Raw genomic sequence first — 13,353 nt, 5'->3', positions numbered from 1 at the left:
ATCAGAATTTTGGGGTCACGGAAAATGGACACTGCCACTGCATCAGTTCAGCTGACGGACACGCGCCGCGAGGCGATCCGAGTCGAAGACCTGCACAAGTCCTTTGGAAATCTGGAGGTGCTGAAAGGCGTGGATCTGACCGCGCATCAAGGTGACGTCGTGGCGATCATCGGCGGCTCGGGGTCGGGCAAGTCGACCATGCTGCGCTGTATCAATTTTCTTGAGACGCCAAGCTCAGGCAAGATCGTGATTGGCGGTGAGGAAGTGGCGATGCGGGCTGATGGCAGCCCGGCCAGCCAGAAGCAAATCGAACGAATCCGAACCAAGCTGGCGATGGTGTTTCAACAGTTCAATCTGTGGACACATCGAACCCTTCTGGAAAACGTGATCGAGGTGCCGGTGCATGTCCTGAAGGTTCCGAAATCCGAGGCGATCGATCGCGCACACGAATTGTTGCGCCGGGTAGGGCTGGGCGGCAAGGAAGACACGTTCCCGGCCTACCTGTCCGGCGGGCAGCAGCAGAGGGCTGCAATTGCCCGGGCATTGGCGGTGGACCCTTCCGCCATGCTGTTTGATGAACCGACCTCGGCGCTGGACCCTGAACTTGTGGGCGAAGTTCTGACAGTGATCCGCGATCTTGCCGCCGAAGGGCGCACCATGCTGCTGGTCACCCACGAAATGAAGTTCGCGCGCGAAGTCGCGAACCATGTCGTCTACCTTTACCAAGGTCGTATTGAAGAGCAGGGGAAGCCTGCCGAGATCTTTGGAAACCCGCAATCCGAACGACTGAAACAGTTCCTCAGTTCCGTCGGGTAGCACACAAAAAACCAAATAATATCAACAGGGAGAATCCTATGAAACTCAAAGCACTTCTGACTGCGGCCTCTGCCGTGGCTGTTCTGACTGCAGGCGCCGCTGCCGCTGAACAGGTCAAGATTGGCATCGCAGCCGAGCCTTATCCTCCGTTTGCCTCGCCCGACAGCTCGGGCAATTGGGTCGGCTGGGAAATTGAGGTGATTGGTGCCGTCTGCGCTGCGGCGGAACTGGACTGTGTGATCACACCTGTCGCATGGGACGGCATCATCCCGTCGCTGACCGGCCAGCAGATCGACGCCATCATGGCTTCGATGTCAATAACCGAAGAGCGCCTGAAAACCATTGATTTCAGCGACCCTTACTACAACACCCCGGCGGTGATCGTGGCGGACAAGTCGATGGACATTGAACCGACCCCTGAGTCGCTGGCGGGCAAGATAGTCGGCATCCAGGCCTCGACCATTCACCAGGCTTACGCGCAGGAATACTTCAAGGACGCAGAGCTGAAGGTCTACCAAACGCAGGACGAGGCCAATCAGGACCTGTTCGCGGGCCGCATCGACGCGACCCAGGCGGACAGCATTGCCATGGCCGACTTCGTGAACTCGGACAATGGCAGCTGCTGCGAGATCAAGGGTGCCGTTGCGGATGACCCGGCGATCCTGGGCCGTGGTGTTGGTGCCGGTGTGCGCAAAGGCGACACCGAGCTTCTGGAGGCGCTCAACAAAGGGATCGCGGCGATCCTGGCAGATGGAACCCACGAGAAAATCACCGCGGGCTATTTCACGACCAGCATCTACTAAGGCGCTGCTGTGACCGGACTGTTCGAGACACTGGGCCTCGGCGCCAGCGCCGAGTTGCTGTCGCTGTCAAGCTGGGGAGGCAACCTGCTGCGCGGGCTTGCCAATTCGCTGCAGATCGCCTTCGGCGCATTTGGGATGGGGCTGGTAATCGGGCTGTTCGGAGCCTACGGAAAGCTATACGGCGGGAAGGTCACACGCGACCTTCTCGCCATCTACACGACTGTGATCCGGGCGGTACCTGAGTTGGTGCTGATCCTGATCCTCTATTACGTCGGCAGTGATATCATCAACAAGATTTCTGAGGCGGTGGGCGGAGGCCGGGTTGAAATCAACGGTATCGCGGCAGGCATCTGGGTGCTGGGCGTGGTACAGGGGGCCTATGCCACCGAAGTTCTGCGCGGTGCCATCAAGGCTGTTCCGGTGGGACAGATCGAAGCGGCAAAGTCTTACGGAATGCCAGCTTTCATGATCATGCTTCGGGTAACGATACCCGCGATGATGGGGTTTGCGGTGCCGGGGCTTGCCAATTTGTGGCTCATCGCAACCAAGGACACGGCGTTGCTGGCCGTTGTCGGATTTAGTGAATTGACCCTGGAAACAAGGCAGGCGGCAAGCAGCACTCGGGCCTATTTCACTTTCTTTCTGGCGGCGGGCTTCCTCTATCTGATGGTGACCCTGTTTTCGGGTGTGGTTTTTGCCCGAATTGAGAAATGGGCACGGCGCGGTCAACCTTCGCTGAAAGGGGACGCCGCATGACAACCTTTAAAGCCCTGATGCAACCGCACCGCATCGTTATGATGCTTCTGTTTGCGGCATTGGTGATCTGGTGCGCGTTTTCGCTACGCTGGGACTGGATCCCAAAATATGCGCCCTTGGCACTGCAAGGTCTTTGGACCACGGTTTGGCTTCTGGTTGTTACAACTGTTCTGGGCTTTCTTTTGGCTGTGCCGCTTGGATTGGCGCAGGCGGTCGGGCCTTGGTATCTGGCCACTCCAGCTCGGGTATTCTGCACCATAATTCGCGGTACGCCGCTGCTGCTGCAGATTTGGTTGCTGTATTATGGGCTGGGCTCTCTGTTTCCCCAGTTTCCCTGGATCCGTGCATCGGAACTGTGGCCGTACCTGCGCCAGGCGTGGCCCTATGCAGTGCTCGCGCTGACCTTGTCATTCGCGGGCTATGAGGGCGAAGTAATGCGCGGCGCGTTTTCCGGGGTGGCGAAAGGGCAGCTTGAGGCCGCAAAGTCTTTTGGTATGCCTCGTTTCACCATGTTCCGCCGGATCTGGTTGCCGCAGGCAGTCCGCAACGTGCTGCCGACTTTGGGTGGCGAAACAATTCTGCAACTTAAGGCAACGCCATTGGTGGCGACCATAACAGTGGTCGAGATCTATGCAGTTTCTTCCCGGGTTCGGGCAGACACGTTTATCGTTTACGAACCACTGCTGCTGCTTGCGCTGGTTTATATGGCGATTGCGGGCCTGATTGCTCTGGCATTCCGGCGGTTCGAAGGGGTTTGAATCGCTTTGACGCTTTTCAGATAAACTCGACTTTAGGCTAGGTAAGCGTTTCGCCTGCTTCAGTTTTCTTGCCAAGTCTTGTCCGTTAAAGATCTGCCAAAGAAAACAACCGCTCACTTCCAGGCGGCTGTAAAGAACCGAACAATGGTCAACTCTTTGAAGAATGACGGTTGCTGACCCAGCGGCAACACGGCATTCGAGTAAGCGTTTGGACGCAGAGCGCATCAGGGGCTTTTGTGTTCCGCGACCATTGCCGTATTGACACAACAGCCATGGCAAATTTTCTGGATTTCCGGGTCCCACATGGAACATTACGTGGCATCTGCGCTAAGGTAAGGTGTTAATTCAGTTGCTATGGATATGATCAAAATGACTATTCGCACCCAAGCCGTCGCCCTTGTCCTTGCTGCGATGTACCCGGCAGCTTCAATGGCGAGTGATACTGAAGTTTCCCGTGTCATGGCACCGTTCCAAAAGCCAGCTGTACTCCCTGCATCCGGCGTCGACTGGACAGGTTTTTCCGTTGGTTTGGAACTTGGTTATGCCCCCGACGTGGAAGGCTCCAGCGGTCCGATCTACGGCGCGAAATTCGGCTGGGACTACGATTTCGGCAAGGTCATAATCGGGTATTTCCTGCAATACACCCGGACGAATCTGGACATTGACCCTGGTTTCGAACTGGGTTCATACAAGCGTTTTGGCGCGCGCGGCGGCATCGACAGCGGGTTGAACATGTACTACGCCAGCGCCGGCTATGCTGAACTCGACACGCACGCCAGCGGCGATATTAACCCTGGCGAAGGCGATGGTTATTTCGTGTCTCTTGGTTATGAACGTTTCATCCGCGAGGAGATCACGCTTGGCGCCGAGTTGGTCTATTCTGAGTACTCGGATTTTGAACGTGACTTTAAAGATTTAGGTGTAACCACGCTTTCATTTTCCTTGAACTACAGGTTCTGAATCGGAGCGGGCCACTGGCCCGTATTCGATCATGCGGTCCGGGCAGCGCGGCAAGGGCGTCGCGTGGATTTTCCATTAGATAGGCGCGGCACATGGTATCTGCATGATATCGATATGCTTTTCTTGCCACCCGTCTGAGTGTACCATTGGTCTTGCGCATGTTGCGCGAGGCCTTCGGAGCACTTGCGCCCCACGCGTTGTCTGCAAGGAGGCGTAGCAATTCGGTGCCAATCTATCCCACGCTAAAGACCGTATTCATTCATATTCCAAAAACTGCGGGATCGACGGTTTCAACAATTTTGCGCCGCCCGAACCTCCTGAATTTTACGAAACATGATCCTTCTCCTTCGGTCGATAAGCACTCGTCATTATTTGTGCATCTCGAGCAATTGGGGCCAGAGGCGGCAGACTACTTCAAGTTCAGTTTTGTTCGGAATCCTTGGGACAGGTTGGTCTCGGCCTATCACTATATCATCGCGCGGCGTCAGGAACTGGAACTGGTGGCCAATCACCCCGATTTCGAGAGCTTCCTGTCTTCATTCACGGAAGAACCTTCAAAGTACCTCGACATACCCTATTTCAAACCCCAATCCAGTTTTCTCGTAAATGACGACGGTGAAATGCCGTTGGATTTCCTGGGCCGCTTCGAAACCCTCGATAAAGACCTAAAAGTCGTGCTTCGGGAAATTGGCAGCAGGCGTGTGTTCTTCAAGCATCGAAAGAAATCGAAAAGGCGGGATTACCGGGAATACTATTCCGATGAAAGCAGTAAAGCGGTTGGTGAGGTTTACATCCGCGACATTGAGAATTTCGGGTATGATTTCAACGACGGCTTGGTTCGCAAGAAGAACTTCTCTCTCCGAAAATTGTAGCCCCAAGGGGTGACTGAAGGTAAAATAGAATTGGTTTCTACCCGGGCATTGAGTTCGCGCAAAGCGCAAGAATCCTCCGACTCGGTGCCTTAATTTAGGCAGGTTCAATCCCGACCGTAGTCAACCCGATCAAACAAATGGTTCGGCAGAGCTTGCGTCTGGAACCCGCCGTCATGGGAGCGCCACGAGGTCAAGATGGGTCCAAACTGGTGCCATCAATTCGCTAAGCCCTGGAATTTGGCTGGCTTCAAACGACCCTCTGCAAATCACCTTTGAAACAAATCCTTGCGCAACGTCGTAAGGGCTTTGGCGTCGATCTTGGCGTGAATAACAGTTGTTGCCCCGCTGGAAAATGCGCTGGTCAGGGCTGGCCTCAGATCCTCCGGCGACTCTATCCAGATTCCTTTGCCGCCACACAACTCAGCGAACCGGTCGAACCGGGGCGAGGCGATTTCGGCACCAAGCAGACGGCCTTCGAAAAACTCCTGTTGATACGCTTTTTCCGCTCCCCAGGCCTCGTTATCCAGGACCACGACCACGATCGGCAATCCATATGAGATTGCTGTCTGAATTTCGATCATCGTGTATCCGATCGCGCCGTCGCCCATGATTGCCACGACCGGTCGATCCGGGGCGGCGGCCTTGGCGCCAATAGCCGCCGGAAGACCAAAACCGACCAATCCGAAGTCCAGCGGTGTAATCAGTGACTTGGGTGCATAGTGGACCAGGCGGTCTGCTGCCTGAAGACACGTGTTGCCGGTATCCAGCGTTACAATTGCAGTCTCGGGAAGGACATTCCGAATTTCCGCCAAGGCGCGTCTGGGGTGCATTGGCCGCGTGGCGATTCTGGCCTCCTCATCGCGTTCAGCACGCAAGGTTTTCATGTCGTCCTGAAAAGAAATACGCCATGGATCAGCGGCGGGCTTTGAACATTTTTCGGTCAATGCGACGGCCGTTTGGCAGGCGTCTGCCTGAACTGCGATCTCAGCCGGAAAATAGCGACCGACGGCGGACCCTTTGATATCGACATGGGCAATTCGGGTATCGGCCCCGACATAGTCATTGCTGTGAAAGGTCGAGTTGAACCCCAACCGCGCGCCCAGAACGATCATAACGTCTGCCTCTTTGGTCAGGCGCGAGGCGACGCGATTGCCACGTGGCCCCGCCTGTCCGGCGAACCAGGGATGACCATGCCGCATGACATCCGCATGACCCGTCGACGCGACCACCGGAATCTCGAGCGTTTCGGCAAGCCTTGTCAGCGTGTCACACCCGGCACTCCACTTAAAACCGGCACCTGCGAAAATCACCGGGCGCTTTGCGCCGGACAGCAGTCTGGCTATCGCGGTCACATCCTCGGGTGCAGGCGGGCCGGGGCGGGCTATTTTGACGGGCTCCGGCGCAATGGACAGAACCTGGGCCGCGAAAAGATCGCGTGGGACATGCAATACCACCGGCCCGCGTCTACCCGAACTTGCTAGTCGGATTGCATCTTCGAGCATTGGCGCCAGTCGGCTGGGATCGGTCACCATCACCGAACGCTTGCAGATCGGAGCAAACAACGCGACCTGGTCGACTTCCTGAAACGTATCCTTGGCCTGATCGGACCGGCTGATCGCCCCCGCTATGACGACAAGCGGTGAATAGGCCAGATGAGCTTCGGCCACCGCCGTTACAATATTGACCACGCCGGGGCCGGCCTTCGCGCCAAGGACAACCCCGGGTTTGCCCGTCATGCGCGCCCAGGCATCCGCCATGTGCCCGGCCGCGCGTTCATCGCGGGCGCCGATATAGGCGATATCGCCGCCGCGATACATTGCGTCGTAAAGTTCCAGCATCGAGCCGCCGAGTAATCCGAATACCGTGTCGATACGGTTGGCCTTCAAAACGCGATAGACGGCCTCACCGCCATTGATCGTGGTCATCATTTACTCCTCGGATCGGGGGCGCAGGTTCTTTGGGTCGAAAAGCGCTTCGTCATGGACTGTAACGGGTATGTCCTGATTCAGAATCTGCACCGAAAGCCCACTTCGCGCCGTACCCCTGCGCACGAACAGCCAGCCCAGAGATTTTCCGATCGTGTAACCATATCCACCCGACGTTGTCAGGCCGACAACAACGCTGTTATGCAGGACGGGTTCTCCGCCATGAATGTCGATACGATCTGAGTGCAGTTCGCAATAAAGCAGTTCCCATTCCGGCACGTGGGCCAACAAGGCATTCCCCCCAATGAAATCGCGTCTCTCTGCACGCACGAAACGGTCCAAACCGACATCCAGCGGACCGACATCGGTGGTCAGTTCGCCCGACGCGCGGTAAGCCTTCTCCATTCGCATGCCGTTGAAGGCGTAACTGCCAAAATCAATCAGGCCGTGCCCGGCACCTGCCGCGTGGAGCGCATCATAGATCTCCGCGGTCCGGTGGAGTGGCGCGTGAATCTCCCAACCCAACTCTCCAACAAAAGATACTCGCAAGGCATAGACTGGCACATCCGCCACGGTGATTTCCTGCCCCGACAACCAGGGGAAGGCGGCAGTCGACAGATCCACGTCGGTAAGTTCACGCAGGATTTTGCGCGAGTTCGGACCGGACAGGGCCAGCATCCCCCAGTTCGAAGTTCGGTTGATCATCCGCACGTCCTCGCCTGGCCGAATGTGCGATCGGATCCAATCAAAGTCCGGTTTGGCGCGGGCTATTGCGGAGCCTGTGAAATACCGATCCCGGGCAATGCGCCAGATCGTCATCTCGGTTTCGAACCGTCCATTGGGCGTTAACAGGTGGTTCAGGCTTATGCCTCCGTCGCGGGAGGGGATTGTGTTTGCAGATAACCTGCCCAGCAGATTGCAGGCATCCGGGCCGGTAATTTCGAACTGAGCAAATGCGCATAGATCAATTACGCCAGCAGACGCACGGGTTGCTTGCGCCTCGGCCATCGCGTTGGTGTGCCATGGCTGGTGCCCCCAGCCTATCTGCTCGACTTCACCCGGCATGCCAAAATACCGTGGGCGTTCCCACCCTGCGATCTCGCCGAAAACCGCGCCTTTGGCGGCCAACCGATCATACAGCGGATGTCGCTTGATCGGGCGAAGGGACGTGAACTGCTTGCCAGGGCAGGGCGTGTCATGGCGGCGCATGAATTCATCTTTGGTGCGTTCGAGGATAAAGGTGTCACTGGCAAAATCGCCGTAACGGCGCGGGTCCATCGACCTTGTGTTGATCTGCGTTTCGCCGTGAACCATCCAGTCGGCCAGCACCTTGCCCGCACCGCCGCCCCACGCGAGGCCGATAGACGACCCACAGGACAGTCAGACATTCGGCGCACCCGAGGGCCCAACCAGCATCCCCCCGTCGGGTGTGTGTGTGATTGCACCCCGAACAACTCGCTTGATGCCCAGATCAGCAAGGACAGGCATTCTTTCAAAGGCGATCATCAGGAAGTCGCCAATCGAGTCGAAATCGGCCTCGAACAGTTCATTTTCGGCCTTCCAGGGCGCACCCTGCGGCATTGTCCAGACGGTTGGGCAAACATGGCCTTCGTATATTCCGATCAGGCCGGACTTCTGTTCCTGTCTGATATACCCGCCAAAGGCGTTGTCGCGCATAACCGGCAGTTCCGGGCGGTTTTCGAATTCAGGCACGGCATCAGTGACCAGATAGTGATGCAGGCACGAGACCGAGGGGATTTTCAAACCAAACCACTCTCCAACCTGATTGGCATAGCTGCCTGCGGCGATCACCACGTGTTCGGCCAGTACTTCACCATTTTCCGTGCGCAGCAGCCAAATGTCCCCTCGTCGGCTTGCGCCCAGAACCTGATTGCGGCGGTCAATTTTGGCCCCACGCGTGCGGGATGCCGCTGCCAGCGCCTGGGTCACGCCGGACGGGTCGATATGTCCGTCTTCGAACGTCCGGACTGCCGCCTTGACGTTGTCGACCTTGTAAAACGGATTGCCTTTTGCAACCTCATCCGGCCCGACCAGTTCCATCGGCAGATCGAGCATCTTGCCCACACCCATGATGGATTTCATCCAGTCAACCTCATCATCGGTGGTGGCAATGCGAAAACCGCCGACTTCATGCCAGCCGATGCTTTGGCCCGTTTCTTTTTCAACCTGCTTGTAGGTTGCGATCGAGGTCTTGTTGGTCCATCCCGCGATACGGCTGCTCACGGCGTGAGCGATCTGCCCCGCGGCGTGCCAGGTCGAGCCACTTGTCAATTCCGCTTTCTCGAACAGAATCGTATCTGTCCAGCCGTTTTCGGCCAGCTGAAACTGCGCAGCGACCCCCATGATACCGCCGCCAATGATGGCGACACGGGTGGTGCGCGTCACGTCCGTCACGAAAATGCTTCCTTCGCGGGTTTCAAAGTGGCCTGCGCCGAAAGCCGCACACAGGCGATTTCAACTTCAACAGGCAGCGTGCCGTCCGCAGTCCAGGATTTTTCTTCGAAAGACCGCTGGATATCGTGCACAACTGCCAAGGCCACAGATCGGTTGAACCGATAACTCCAGGCCGAAGACGTTATCTGCCCGATGACGTGGCCGTTCAGATAGATCGGCTCATCGTGGATCGGTATCGCGGCCGGATCATCAAACAGCAGCGAAACGATCCGTTTTTTCGTTTCCAGCTCGAGCAGCGCATCTTCACCCACAAAACCAGAGCCAAATGCGCAAAAGGCCGCAAGCCCGGCTTCGACGGGTGTGGTGCCGGGGGTCAGTTCGTGGCCAAAGGCCCGAAAGCCGCTTTCAATCCGCAAAGAACCACTAGCAAAGAGACCAGCATGGGTCGCCCCGGCCCTCACCAGCGCCTCATGCGCGGCCATCGCCATTTCGGCAGGGATATAGAGTTCGAACCCTTCTTCGCCGGTAAAGCTCAGGCGCCCGACCCAGCCACGCGCGAGGCTGATTTCAGCGGGCCTGAATTGAAATCTCTTGAGATCGGGCAGGGGAGTGTTTGTGGTCGTTTGAAGAACATCGCAGGCCCTTTGCCCGGCGAGACCCAGGATGGTATATCCGCTGGTTACATCAGTAAACTCAACGCGATACATGCCCCGTGTTTCACGCATCCTTTTCAGGTTACGCACAACTTCACTTGCACCCGTGATCATCAGGAAGGTTTTCGGGCCGTGCCGCTGAACCGTCACGTCGCTCTCGATCCCGCCACGTTTGTTCAGGATTTGCGAGTACACAATCCGACCCTCGGCAACATCCATCTGCGCCGCACACAGCCGGTTCAGAAAGGCGCAGGCATCGGGGCCTTGGATCATGATCTTGCCGAACGCACTCTGGTCCAGAATGGCGGCACCCTCGCGGCAGGCGGCCACTTCGCGGCCGACCTGCTCGCGCCATGTGGGCACACTGAAGGTCAGCGGCAAGTGGGTGGCTTCACCGCCGAAATGCACTGCACGTTCCCATCCGCCGCGGGATTCAAAACGTGCCCCTGCGGCCACCAGCCCCTCGTGAACAGGCGAGCGACGCTGCCCCCGCACAGTCTCCATCGAGCGCCCGGGGTAGGGATTGTCGTAGTGGCGTCCCAGAACTTCGGGAATTCGCGCCTCCAGCGCGCCCAGTACGTTCATCTCTGGGCTGAACCGCCGGATATCGGCTTCGGCCAGTTCCATCGTTGGCTCGCCGGCAATGATCCACTCGGCCATTGCCTTGCCCGCGCCCCCGGCCAGCGCGATGCCTGTGGAGTTCATCCCGCCGATGAGAAACAGGCCAGGAACATCCGGGCTTTCGCCCAACATGAATTGGCCGTCGAGGGTGAAACTCTCAGGACCGTTCAGCAGCATCCGCACTTCGGCACGCTCCAGCGCGGGAATGCGTCGCAGCGCGTTTTCCATCATTGGCGTGAAATGATCCCAGTCTTCGTCCAGCAGGTCGAAGCTGAAATCAGCAGGCAGGCGATCCAGCGGCAGGCCTTTGGCATGGGTTTCGAATGAACCCACCAGAAGCCCTTCGACATCGTCGCGGGCGTACAGGAACGCATCCTGATCGTTGAGTGTCGGCAGATGTGCGCCCGGCCCAAGCGCCTGCACTTCGGGCAGCGGCTTGGTCAGCATGTAGAAGTGCTCGCAGGCGTAAAGGGGCATGTGCGCGCCGGCCATGGCCGCCACTTCGCGGGACCACAGTCCACATGCGACCACCACCTCTTCAGCTTCGATCAGGTGGTCACCGACTTCGACGGCTGCAATCTGACCGCCTTTTTTTTGCAGGCCCGTTACCTTGGTGTCCTCGAATATTTGCACACCGCGCGCCCGGGCCCCTTTCGACAACGCCAGAGCAACATCGGATGGGTTGACCCTGCCGTCGGCGGGTGACCAGACTGCCCCCAGGACGTCGTCTACTTTGATCAGAGGCCATAGGTCCTGCGCGCGGGCCGCATCGACCACTTCGGCCTCAAGCCCGAACGCACGGCCCAGTGAAACCTGACGTTTGATGTTGATCAGGCGATCATCATTTGTGGCCAGCGTCAGCGACCCGGTTTGAACCCAGCCCGTCGCTTGCCCGGTTTCACGTTCGAGCGCCCCATATAGGTCAATCGAATAGTTGATCAGCTTTGTCAGAGTGGCCGACGGGCGCAAGCGACGCACCAGACCCGCCGCATGCCATGTGGTGCCCGAGGTCAGTTTGGACCGTTCGAGCACGATGATGTCTTTGCGACCCTCACGGGCCAGATGGTAGGCGACCGAGCACCCGATGACGCCTCCGCCTATCACGATGGTGCGCGCATGGTGGGGCAGAGTCATGCAGCATCCCCATGGAATGTTCTTGTTTCGAACGCGCTGAAAGCGCCGGCGGTACGACCGGTCATGGCTCTCTCCCGATCCGGCGGCGGCTCAGTCGAATGTCGAATTGCTGTCGCACATCGCGATCGACCGCATCCGGAATGTGTGAGGGGAAATGATTTGCAAGCAACTCACGCGCCTTGGCTTTCGCAACTTCACCGACTGGACGCGCGCCATCTTCCTGCCAGTCAACCGGTGTGCGCCTGTCGCCAACATGAGGATAGAAATAGTCCGATTTCATTCGGTCGTAGGTATGAACCTCACCCAGGTAGTGACCCGGACCCCGACACACATCGGCGATCACCTGCGCTGCAATGTTGTCGGTCGTAACTTCGATCCCACGGATTGTTCGAAGCACATTGCCCAAAAGGTCGTTGTCGCTGACATAGCCTTCCAATGAAACGCCCAGAAGACTGGCATGACTGCCAGCGGCCTGCGTGACAATGTTCGATCCCGCATGCGCCGCCATGGCGACTGCCAGGCATTTCTCGGCCCCGTATTGGGAATCCAGTGTCTTGGCGTCGGTAATCCCGGCTATGGACGAAGTGGGCAGGTTGAAATGCCGCCCCATCTGCGCGGCACCCGCCATCAGGATCGCCTGTTCCCCTCCGCCACCAGACATCGACCCGGTGCGCAGGTCGGCGACCAAAGGTTTGGGTGCAAAAATCGCGCGAACCTGCGGATCGACCAGCCGGGCAAAAACCGATCCGGCGAGCGTTTCCGCTACGGCCTGTACAAGTGACCCGGCCAATGTGGCCGGGCTTGTGGCCCCGGCCTGTCCGGCGCTGATCAATTGCACCGGAAAACCCGCAAGAATAGCGGCCTCGAGCACTTCACAAGCCTCGTCCGCGAACCGCATGGGTGGCACAACATGGCAGACCATGACAGTCAGGAACGGTCGCGCGCGAAAGGCGGCCTCGTTACCTGCGATCCTGTAACAAAGGCGGGCAATGGCCGGGACGTTTTCGGGTTCGGTAATCGAGACGGAAACATGCTTGGACGTGCCCATCAGGCAGGCATAAGCAGTGTTGAGGTCCATTGCCGCAGCAGGGTCAACGTCACGCGCAACGACCGGACGGCTGAAGTGATGGATGTTCTCCATCCTGTCGACCAGTCGGGCGGCATCATACAGGTCGGCCAGGGTTGAAGGGCGGTAGTGGCCCGTATCGATGTCGAAGACACCCGGCGCGGCGCCGCCGGTGGACATATGGACCCGCGTGCCTTCTATCCGCAGATCGTTTTCAGGAACCTGCCCGCAAAGGACAAAGTTCCGCCTTGCCTGCTTGATCGACTTGCGCACAAGGGCGCGCGGGAACAACAATCGTCCGTCATCGCCCAGCGTCCCGCCCGCTGCCGTCACCTTGTCGACCATGGATGGGGTCGGTTGACTTAGTCCGAGGGTCTCAAGCAGCAGTAATGCGGCTTCTTCGGTCTGAGCGACTTCATTCGGGGACAGCGGTTCCAGGCACCCGCCAACCACACCCGGCCATACCGCAGGGCTGGCCTCGTCGCTGTTATCTTGTGTCAGACGGTCCTTGCGACCGCGCCGGCGCGTAGACATGGGCCTATTATCATGAGCTCAGCTTCATTCAAAGTCAGCC

Annotated in this window: 11 protein-coding genes; 6 read left to right on the top strand and 5 right to left on the bottom strand. The window is 58.1% G+C overall.

The genetic code is table 11. The features are described from left to right. The first annotated feature begins 24 nt into the window (after nt 1-24). The 6 genes from ACR0J8_RS10800 to ACR0J8_RS10775 all read left to right on the top strand — a co-directional run bounded on the left by ACR0J8_RS10800 (nt 25) and on the right by ACR0J8_RS10775 (nt 4,965). A complete protein-coding gene (locus ACR0J8_RS10800) occupies nt 25-816 on the top strand; it encodes an ABC transporter ATP-binding protein (RefSeq protein WP_480524698.1) in 792 nt (263 codons plus the stop codon). Nucleotides 817-854: 38 nt separating this feature from the next. Next, a complete protein-coding gene (locus ACR0J8_RS10795) occupies nt 855-1,619 on the top strand; it encodes a transporter substrate-binding domain-containing protein (RefSeq protein ID WP_170678949.1) in 765 nt (254 codons plus the stop codon). Nucleotides 1,620-1,628: 9 nt separating this feature from the next. After that, the gene (locus ACR0J8_RS10790; protein WP_480890114.1) at nt 1,629-2,375 is read left to right on the top strand and encodes an ABC transporter permease; all 747 of its coding nucleotides are present in this window, start codon (nt 1,629-1,631) and stop codon (nt 2,373-2,375) included. Then, nucleotides 2,372-3,133: an ABC transporter permease gene (locus tag ACR0J8_RS10785; protein ID WP_480524695.1), complete on the top strand. Its 762-nt coding sequence runs from the start codon at nt 2,372-2,374 to the stop codon at nt 3,131-3,133. Before ACR0J8_RS10790 ends, ACR0J8_RS10785 begins: the two co-directional genes overlap by 4 nt. A gap of 369 nt (nt 3,134-3,502) precedes the next feature. Beyond that, nucleotides 3,503-4,093 carry a hypothetical protein gene (locus ACR0J8_RS10780; RefSeq protein ID WP_480524693.1) on the top strand — a complete coding sequence of 197 codons (591 nt, stop codon included), beginning with the start codon at nt 3,503-3,505 and terminating at the stop codon, nt 4,091-4,093. A 158-nt stretch (nt 4,094-4,251) separates the two neighbouring features. Beyond that, a complete protein-coding gene (locus ACR0J8_RS10775) occupies nt 4,252-4,965 on the top strand; it encodes a sulfotransferase family 2 domain-containing protein (RefSeq protein ID WP_480890110.1) in 714 nt (237 codons plus the stop codon). A gap of 266 nt (nt 4,966-5,231) precedes the next feature. Here ACR0J8_RS10775 and ACR0J8_RS10770 read toward each other — a convergent pair whose 3' ends face one another. The 5 genes from ACR0J8_RS10770 to ACR0J8_RS10750 form a co-directional block, all read right to left on the bottom strand. Beyond that, nucleotides 5,232-6,890, bottom strand: a complete 1,659-nt coding sequence (locus tag ACR0J8_RS10770) for a thiamine pyrophosphate-binding protein (RefSeq protein WP_480890107.1) — start codon at nt 6,888-6,890, stop codon at nt 5,232-5,234. 3 nt (nt 6,891-6,893) lie between these two features. Then, nucleotides 6,894-8,219 carry a glycine cleavage T C-terminal barrel domain-containing protein gene (locus ACR0J8_RS10765; protein WP_480890105.1) on the bottom strand — a complete coding sequence of 442 codons (1,326 nt, stop codon included), beginning with the start codon at nt 8,217-8,219 and terminating at the stop codon, nt 6,894-6,896. 51 nt (nt 8,220-8,270) lie between these two features. Further along, complete coding sequence (locus ACR0J8_RS10760; protein WP_480890102.1) at nt 8,271-9,305, bottom strand: NAD(P)/FAD-dependent oxidoreductase; 1,035 nt, start codon at nt 9,303-9,305, stop codon at nt 8,271-8,273. Next, complete coding sequence (locus ACR0J8_RS10755; RefSeq protein ID WP_480524686.1) at nt 9,302-11,713, bottom strand: GcvT family protein; 2,412 nt, start codon at nt 11,711-11,713, stop codon at nt 9,302-9,304. The genes ACR0J8_RS10760 and ACR0J8_RS10755 overlap by 4 nt, the downstream gene beginning before the upstream one ends. A 61-nt stretch (nt 11,714-11,774) precedes the next feature. After that, a complete protein-coding gene (locus ACR0J8_RS10750) occupies nt 11,775-13,313 on the bottom strand; it encodes a trimethylamine methyltransferase family protein (protein ID WP_480890098.1) in 1,539 nt (512 codons plus the stop codon). Between the last annotated feature and the right edge of the window lie 40 nt (nt 13,314-13,353).

This window comes from Ruegeria sp. N11, assembly GCF_056531525.1.
Note: the sequence above shows the minus strand (reverse complement) of the source record. Positions and strands in the feature narration are given on the sequence as shown.

Bases quoted from the DNA above. Each gene is read 5' to 3' on its own strand.
- ACR0J8_RS10800 (WP_480524698.1), top strand. From the start codon at position 25: ATGGACACTGCCACTGCATCAGTTCAGCTGACGGACACGCGCCGCGAG.
- ACR0J8_RS10795 (WP_170678949.1), top strand. From the start codon at position 855: ATGAAACTCAAAGCACTTCTGACTGCGGCCTCTGCCGTGGCTGTTCTG.
- ACR0J8_RS10785 (WP_480524695.1), top strand. From the start codon at position 2,372: ATGACAACCTTTAAAGCCCTGATGCAACCGCACCGCATCGTTATGATG.
- ACR0J8_RS10780 (WP_480524693.1), top strand. From the start codon at position 3,503: ATGACTATTCGCACCCAAGCCGTCGCCCTTGTCCTTGCTGCGATGTAC.
- ACR0J8_RS10775 (WP_480890110.1), top strand. From the start codon at position 4,252: ATGTTGCGCGAGGCCTTCGGAGCACTTGCGCCCCACGCGTTGTCTGCA.
- ACR0J8_RS10770 (WP_480890107.1), bottom strand. From the start codon at position 6,890: ATGACCACGATCAATGGCGGTGAGGCCGTCTATCGCGTTTTGAAGGCC.
- ACR0J8_RS10755 (WP_480524686.1), bottom strand. From the start codon at position 11,713: ATGACTCTGCCCCACCATGCGCGCACCATCGTGATAGGCGGAGGCGTC.
- ACR0J8_RS10750 (WP_480890098.1), bottom strand. From the start codon at position 13,313: ATGTCTACGCGCCGGCGCGGTCGCAAGGACCGTCTGACACAAGATAAC.